Genomic DNA, 6202 nt, shown 5'->3' with positions numbered 1-6202 from the left:
ACCGACTTCGACTACGACCACAAGGGCTGGTTCGTCAACTTTGTGGGGAGCTATTAAATGATGTCCACCTTCGCTCCAAGAGCCGCCGCGGCGGCACTGTGCGCGATCCTGCTCCTGCTGGCCGCCTCCGCGGCGCAGGCGCAGGTCGTTCGCGAATTCACGCCGCGCGCCAGCTTCAACCAGCCCGGCAACGCGGCTATGGTCGGCAATACGCTGATGACCTGCACGGATGGCGCGGCCGAGTGCGAACTGGCCCGGCAACGCGCGGCGACCGGCAACAACAACAACAACAACAACCATACGATGGTGTTCGTCGACGTGGATCCGACGGCCGGGTTGGGCAACAGCTCCAGCGCCGACCTGAGCCTGCCGGCCGGCGCCACGGTGTCGTTCGCCGGCCTGTACTGGGGCGCCCGTGCGGGCGAGACCGCCGCCGGCAGGAACACGATCCAGTTCCGTTCGCCGGGTGCGGCCGGATACCAGCCCATCACCGCCAGCCAGCTGGACACCAATACGTTCGGCGGCGATGCCAGCAATCGCGCGTACTTCGCGTTCGCCGACGTGACCGCGCAGGTCCAGGCGGCCGGCAACGGCACCTATGCGGCCGGCGGCATCGTCGGCACCACCGGCACCGACCGTTACGCCGGCTGGAGCCTGGTCGTGCTGTACCGGGACACCAACGAGCCGTTCCGGCGACTGATGGTGTACGACGGCGCCGCCAACGTCACCGGCACCAACTCCGTCAGCATCACGGTCTCTGGCCTGCTGACGCCGCTGGCGGGATCGTTCGACACGTTCCTCGGCGCGCTGAACTGGGAGGGCGACATGAATCTGGTCGGTGACCAGTTCCTGATGGACGGCACCCAGATCACCGACGGCCTGAACCCGAACACCAACTTCTGGAACAGCACCGTCAGCCGCCTGGGCAGCCATCTCACCGCCAAGACCCCGAACTACAGCAACCAGCTCGGGCAGGACATCGACTACGTCAACGCCAGCAACATCCTGGCGAACGGCGCCACGTCGGCGACGTTCCAGTTCACGTCGAACGGCGACGCGTACTACCCGCACGCGCTGGTGTTCGCCGTCGACCTGTACGTGCCGGACCTGGTTTCGTCGTTCACCAAGGGGGTCGAGGACTTGAACGGCGGCGAGGTGCTGCCGGGTGACGAGCTGCAGTACACGATCTCGTTCGTCAATGAAGGGGAGGACGGCGCGCTCGACGTGGTCGTCACCGACAACCTGGTCCCCGGTGGCACGATCTACGTGCCGGGCAGCCTGGAGATCGTCAGCAATACGCCCGGCGCACCGACCGGTGCCATGACCGACGTCGCCGGCGACGACCAGGCCGAGTTCCTCACTGGCCCCGATCGCGTGGTGTTCCGGCTCGGCGCCGGCGCCACGGCCAGCGATGGCGGCCAGGTCCTGCCGGGCGAGTCGACGACGTTCCGGTTCCGTGCCCGCATCGCAGACGACAATGCGCTGGCGGAAACCGACATCGTCAACACCGCGCGCATCGACTACACCTCGCAAACGCTGAACGAGCCCTTCGATGGCGAGGCCAGCGCGACCGTGACGGTGGCGCCGATCGCCGATCTTTCGGTCACCAAGAGCAACGACGTCGACGCCGTGCTCCGCGATGACGAGATCGTTTACCGGATCGTGGTGGTCAACAATGGCCCCAGCGCCGCCGACGGTGCGGCGGTGAGCGACCCGCCGGCCGAGGGCCTGACCTGCACGGCGGTGACCTGTGGCGAGGAGGCCGGCGGCGCGGTCTGCCCCGCGGCGCCGGACGTGGCCCAGCTGCAGGGCACCGGCCTGGTGATCCCCACCCTGCCCAACGGCGGCACGCTGACCTTCAGCCTGACCTGCACGGTGACTGCGACCGGGATGCCCTGACCGGGTCCGGATCGCGCCCTCCTTCCCGCGCCAGCAGCAGGGAGGGCGTGATCGTCGCATTTCGTAGGAGCGCGCCATGCGCGCGATGCCGGCGCCGCACGGCATGCCGGCATCGTCGGAATCCGGTGATCGCATTCCACGCGGGCGACGGCCGTGGCCGCGTGGGATTGCAAAAGGTGCGGGACGACAAGCTTCGGGGGCATCGCGCGTATGACGCGCTCCTACGAGGGATACCGGCCCAGGTTGCGCGAAGGATATCCACGGCGCTTCGTAGGAGCGCGCCATGCGCGCGATGCCGGCGCCGCACAACGTGCCGGCACCGCCAGAATACAGGGGCCGCCGCGCACGACGTCAATACAGGGGCCGCGGCGTACGATCAGCAGAACGACGCACGGCCGCGCGTCACTCCTCCGCGTCCAGCTGCGCCCGGCGTCGCTCGTCGGCCTCGCGTACCGCGTCCTCCACCGCGCGCGCCTTGTCCAGCGGTGCCTGCATCGCGTCGCGCAGCTGCGTGGCCTGCGGCTCCGGCGGCAGTTCGGGGGGTTGCTCGGGCGGCGAACAGGCGGTGCCGGCCAGGACCAGGGATGCGAGCGACAACGCGAATGCGGTGCGGTTCGGCATGACCGTTCTCCGGTGTGGACCGGCGTTATCCTACGCCCAGTGCACAGGCAGGGCCGACCATGGATCCGCATCGCTGGCGTCTCGACGGACAACTCGCCCTGGTGACCGGCGGCAGTGCCGGCATCGGCCGGGCGGTCGCGCGCGAACTGCTCGGTTTCGGTGCCCGCGTGCTGATCGTGGCCCGCGACGGCAACGCGCTCGAGTCGGCCCGTGACGAGCTGATCGACGAATTCCCGGACGGCGAGGTGCGGGCGCTGGTCGGCGATGTCGCCGACGAGGACCAGCGCCGCGAGGTGCTCGACTGGATCGAGGACCAGGGCGACGGCCTCAACATCCTGGTCAACAATGCCGGCGGCAACCTCACCCGCGCGGCCGCCGACTACACCGAGGACGAGTGGCGCGAAATTTTCGAGGTCAATCTGTTCAGTGCCTTCGAGCTGTCGCGCTACGCCTTCCCGCTGCTCACCCAGCATCCGGGTTCGTGCATCGTCAACGTCGGCAGCGTGTCCGGGCTCACCCATGTGCGTTCCGGCGCGCCCTACGGCATGAGCAAGGCGGCCATGCACCAGATGACCCGCAACCTCGCCGTGGAATGGGCCGAGGACGGCGTGCGCGTGAACTCGGTGGCGCCCTGGTACATCCGCACCCGCCGCACCTCCGACAAGCTGGCCGATCCCGACTACCTGGACGAGGTGCTGCTGCGTACGCCGATGGGCCGCATCGGCGAACCCGAGGAGGTCGCCGCCGCGGTCGCGTTCCTGTGCCTGCCGGCGGCGGCCTACATCACCGGCGAATGCATCGCGGTGGACGGCGGCTTCCTGCGCTACGGGTTCTAGCCGCCGCCGCAGGCAAGCAATCCGGCGCCGGTGCGGCGCCATCCATCAGGAGAGTCCATGAAAGCCTTCCACTGGTGCGTTGCCGCGGCGCTGGCCGCCACGGCGTTGCCGGCCCTGGCGCGCGATGCTGCCCAGGACCGACGCGACATCCTCGAGGCCGAAGCGGCGCTGAGCGAAGCCTTCGAGAACCGCGACGCCGATACCCTGCGCGCATGGCTGGACGAGCGTTTCGTCCTGACCGGGTCCAACGGCATTCCCGCCGACCGCGCGCAGACCATCGCCGAGGTCGAAAGCGGCGAGCCGGCCTACGATGTGTTCCGCAACCGCGACCAGGTCTTCCACCTGTATGGCGACGCCGCGGTGGTCACCGGCATCACTTCGGTCGAAGGCAAGGCGGGCGGCGAGCCGTTCGCGGCGGATTTCCAGTTCACCGACACCTGGGTGTATCGCGACGGCCGATGGCTGCTGGCGGCAAGCCACGCAACACGCGTCTCCACGCCCCGGGATTGACGCGAAGCCGTTTGCGAAGGCGCCTGGTCGCGCGTTGCCGCCGGTCGGGCGACGAGGTTACCGCGGCGCCATCCGCTCGACCGGGCGCAGCGCGAGACTGCCGCGTTCGCCCATCAGCTGCAGTTCGCCGTCCTGGATCAGCGCGTTCAGGCGCATGCCGCGCTCGCCGATGCCGGGCAGCGCCTCGACCACGTCCTCGGGAATGGCCAGCACGGTGAGGTTCTTCAGCCGGGTCAGCGAACTGGCGATCTTCTCCCACCAGATGTCGGCGGCGCGGCCGCCGTAGTTGATCACCACCACCTGGTCAGCGCGGGCGCAGGCCTTCTTGATCCGGGTCTCGTCGGGCTGGCCGACGTCGATCCACAGTTCGATCTCGCCGCCGTAGCTGCGCCGGCACAGCGCCGGCTGGTCCTCGTCGCTCAGGCCGCGGCCGAACTCCAGGCGCTCGTCGGCGTACAGCGCGAACGCGACCAGCCGCACCATCAGCCGCAGGTCGGTTTCCGACGGATGCTGGGCGAGGGTGAGGTTGTGGGTGGCGTAGTAGTGCCGGTCCATGTCGCTGACCTGCAGCTCGGCTTTGACCACGGTGGAATTGGGAGCCATGGCGGGCGGATGCCGGTCGGAAGAAGGCCCATTGTAGGCGGCCGGGCTCCGCCGCACCGGTCCCACGCCGGATGCATCGTTCTGCTGCACGGTTTGGAGCGCACCCTTGGTCCGGTCGTGCGGCCCCGGATCGCTTACCCCGAGATCGACCAGAGCGATGCCTCGCCCGTGGCTGCCATTGTGGGAGCGATGGAAGTCGCGACGCCGCCAAAGCCGGGTCACGACTTCCCGGCAGCAGCATGCCGCCGCCACTCCCACGCGGTCATTCCGCGGCGCAGGTGCTGGTGTCGCGCATTCGCGCCAGCGCTTCGTACTCCGCGCGTCGGTCCTCGGTGGCGTAGTGGCCGCCGGCGAACTTCCAGCGGAATTCCGCCTCGCGCACGCGCGTGTCCCAGGCGTTGCAGAGCGCCTCGTCCGGGACCGGCTCGCAGACGTCGGTGACGCGCTCGCAGGCCGCGCCCGCGCCCAGGCCCTGCAGGCCGCCGATGCCGACGGTGGCCATGGGTTGGCAGCGCGACGCAGGCTCGCTGTCCTCGGTGTAATAACGGGTCTGCTCGTAGGTCGTGCACAGGAACAGCGGCGGCGGTGGCTGCAGTTCGAGATCGATCACCAGCGTGGCTGGATCGAAGCCGTTATCCCTTGTCACGCGCGTGATCGGAGTCAGCGGCGACGCGCTCGGCGGCGGCGTCATTGGCACGTAGGCAGGCAGCGGCGGCGGCGGGTCGATCACGCGCGTCTTCTGGGTGCTGCCGGCCGGACAGGGCGTATCGTTCTGCACGGTGACCGCGCCAGCGGCATCGGTACAGTGGTAGATCACCATCTCGTTCTTCTGCGCGATTGCCGGCGCCGCGAGCAGCAGCGCGGCGCAGAGCAAGGCGTGCCGCATCATCGGATTCCGCAATCGTTGGCCAGGCGTGCGCTGATCGCGCGCTCCTCGCCGCGCAGTGTATTGCGTTCGCTTTCCTGGGCGTTGAAGATGCGCCGGCGGATCTCCTGGCGGCGGTCGCGCAGGCGATCGCAGACTTCGCCCTGCGGCAGGCGCGTGCATTCGTCGCGGATCCAGGTGCCGCCGCCGCCGTAGCCGTAGCCGGGAGGATGGGGACGGGGCCGGTTCGGGTGACCGTGCAGGACGCCGGGCGACGGCTGCGGACGATCGTACGCCGGCGGGATGCTGATGTTCGCCGGCGGAGGCATGCGCATCCGGTCGTCGACGAAGGTGATGCCGCGCTGGGCGCTCGGCCGCGCGGGGCGGCGATAGCCGCCGCCGACTGGATAGCCGAGTGTCCACAGCGGCACCCAGCGCGGATTACCGTCGCCGGTGTCGCTGGTGTAGCGGTCGCCGTCGGGGGTGATGCATTCGTACATCGGCTGCGGGGCGCTGACCACGACCACCTGCGGCTGGTCCGCGGCGGGCGCCGGCGCGGGTTCTGGCGCGGGCGCCGGTGCGCGCGGCGGCGCGTCCTGCGGACGCAGCATGGTGCGGGTCTGCTGGGCCTGGGTATCGTCGCAGGGCGTGTCGCGCAGGGTCAGGCCGCCGTCCGCGTCGGTGCAGCGGTAGATGACGACGTCGTCCGTGTCGTTCTCGGGCGCCTGCGCCACCGCGGCGGTGCAGGCGAGCAGGGCCGACAGCGGGAGCATCCAGGCGCGCATGCCGACATCATGCCCCTGCTGGCCGCCCGGCGGTAGGCGCGGATCCGCTTTCAGGCAGGGATAGGTTCAGGCTGCCCTGTGAC

At 69.6% G+C, this 6202-nt stretch carries 7 protein-coding genes; 3 read left to right on the top strand and 4 right to left on the bottom strand.

Annotated features, from left to right (window positions below; genetic code table 11):
• Positions 1-57: 57 nt before the first annotated feature.
• Complete coding sequence (locus FXO19_RS07760; RefSeq protein WP_149194488.1) at positions 58-1899, top strand: DUF3344 domain-containing protein; 1842 nt, start codon at positions 58-60, stop codon at positions 1897-1899.
• A 402-nt stretch (positions 1900-2301) separates the two neighbouring features.
• Here FXO19_RS07760 and FXO19_RS07755 read toward each other — a convergent pair whose 3' ends face one another.
• On the bottom strand, positions 2302-2520 hold the full coding sequence (locus tag FXO19_RS07755; RefSeq protein WP_149194487.1) for a hypothetical protein: 219 nt from the start codon (positions 2518-2520) through the stop codon (positions 2302-2304).
• Between the two features lie 59 nt (positions 2521-2579).
• Here FXO19_RS07755 and FXO19_RS07750 point away from each other — a divergent pair, with 59 nt between their 5' ends.
• Both FXO19_RS07750 and FXO19_RS07745 read left to right on the top strand, forming a co-directional pair.
• Entirely contained in the window at positions 2580-3356 is a 777-nt protein-coding gene (locus tag FXO19_RS07750) for an SDR family oxidoreductase (protein ID WP_149194486.1), read from the top strand.
• A gap of 57 nt (positions 3357-3413) precedes the next feature.
• Positions 3414-3866 carry a nuclear transport factor 2 family protein gene (locus FXO19_RS07745; RefSeq protein ID WP_149194485.1) on the top strand — a complete coding sequence of 151 codons (453 nt, stop codon included), beginning with the start codon at positions 3414-3416 and terminating at the stop codon, positions 3864-3866.
• A 57-nt stretch (positions 3867-3923) separates the two neighbouring features.
• On the opposite strand, the gene FXO19_RS07740 is transcribed toward FXO19_RS07745, so the two are convergent.
• The 3 genes from FXO19_RS07740 to FXO19_RS07730 all read right to left on the bottom strand — a co-directional run bounded on the left by FXO19_RS07740 (position 3924) and on the right by FXO19_RS07730 (position 6119).
• Complete coding sequence (locus FXO19_RS07740; RefSeq protein ID WP_149194484.1) at positions 3924-4469, bottom strand: YaeQ family protein; 546 nt, start codon at positions 4467-4469, stop codon at positions 3924-3926.
• A gap of 262 nt (positions 4470-4731) precedes the next feature.
• Positions 4732-5355: a DUF4124 domain-containing protein gene (locus FXO19_RS07735; protein WP_187775679.1), complete on the bottom strand. Its 624-nt coding sequence runs from the start codon at positions 5353-5355 to the stop codon at positions 4732-4734.
• Positions 5355-6119 (bottom strand): DUF4124 domain-containing protein, encoded by a 765-nt coding sequence (locus tag FXO19_RS07730; RefSeq protein WP_255516340.1) that lies wholly within the window; start codon positions 6117-6119, stop codon positions 5355-5357. Before FXO19_RS07730 ends, FXO19_RS07735 begins: the two co-directional genes overlap by 1 nt.
• Positions 6120-6202: the final 83 nt, after the last annotated feature.

This window comes from Luteimonas suaedae, from assembly GCF_008312895.1.
GTDB classification, from domain to species: Bacteria; Pseudomonadota; Gammaproteobacteria; order Xanthomonadales; family Xanthomonadaceae; genus Luteimonas; species Luteimonas suaedae.
Note: the sequence above shows the minus strand (reverse complement) of the source record. Positions and strands in the feature narration are given on the sequence as shown.

What these genes read in the sequence shown, in the direction of transcription:
- FXO19_RS07760 (WP_149194488.1), top strand. Translation starts at nt 58, where the DNA reads ATGATGTCCACCTTCGCTCCAAGAGCCGCCGCGGCGGCACTGTGCGCG.
- FXO19_RS07755 (WP_149194487.1), bottom strand. Translation starts at nt 2,520, where the DNA reads ATGCCGAACCGCACCGCATTCGCGTTGTCGCTCGCATCCCTGGTCCTG.
- FXO19_RS07750 (WP_149194486.1), top strand. Translation starts at nt 2,580, where the DNA reads ATGGATCCGCATCGCTGGCGTCTCGACGGACAACTCGCCCTGGTGACC.
- FXO19_RS07745 (WP_149194485.1), top strand. Translation starts at nt 3,414, where the DNA reads ATGAAAGCCTTCCACTGGTGCGTTGCCGCGGCGCTGGCCGCCACGGCG.
- FXO19_RS07740 (WP_149194484.1), bottom strand. Translation starts at nt 4,469, where the DNA reads ATGGCTCCCAATTCCACCGTGGTCAAAGCCGAGCTGCAGGTCAGCGAC.
- FXO19_RS07735 (WP_187775679.1), bottom strand. Translation starts at nt 5,355, where the DNA reads ATGCGGCACGCCTTGCTCTGCGCCGCGCTGCTGCTCGCGGCGCCGGCA.
- FXO19_RS07730 (WP_255516340.1), bottom strand. Translation starts at nt 6,119, where the DNA reads ATGCGCGCCTGGATGCTCCCGCTGTCGGCCCTGCTCGCCTGCACCGCC.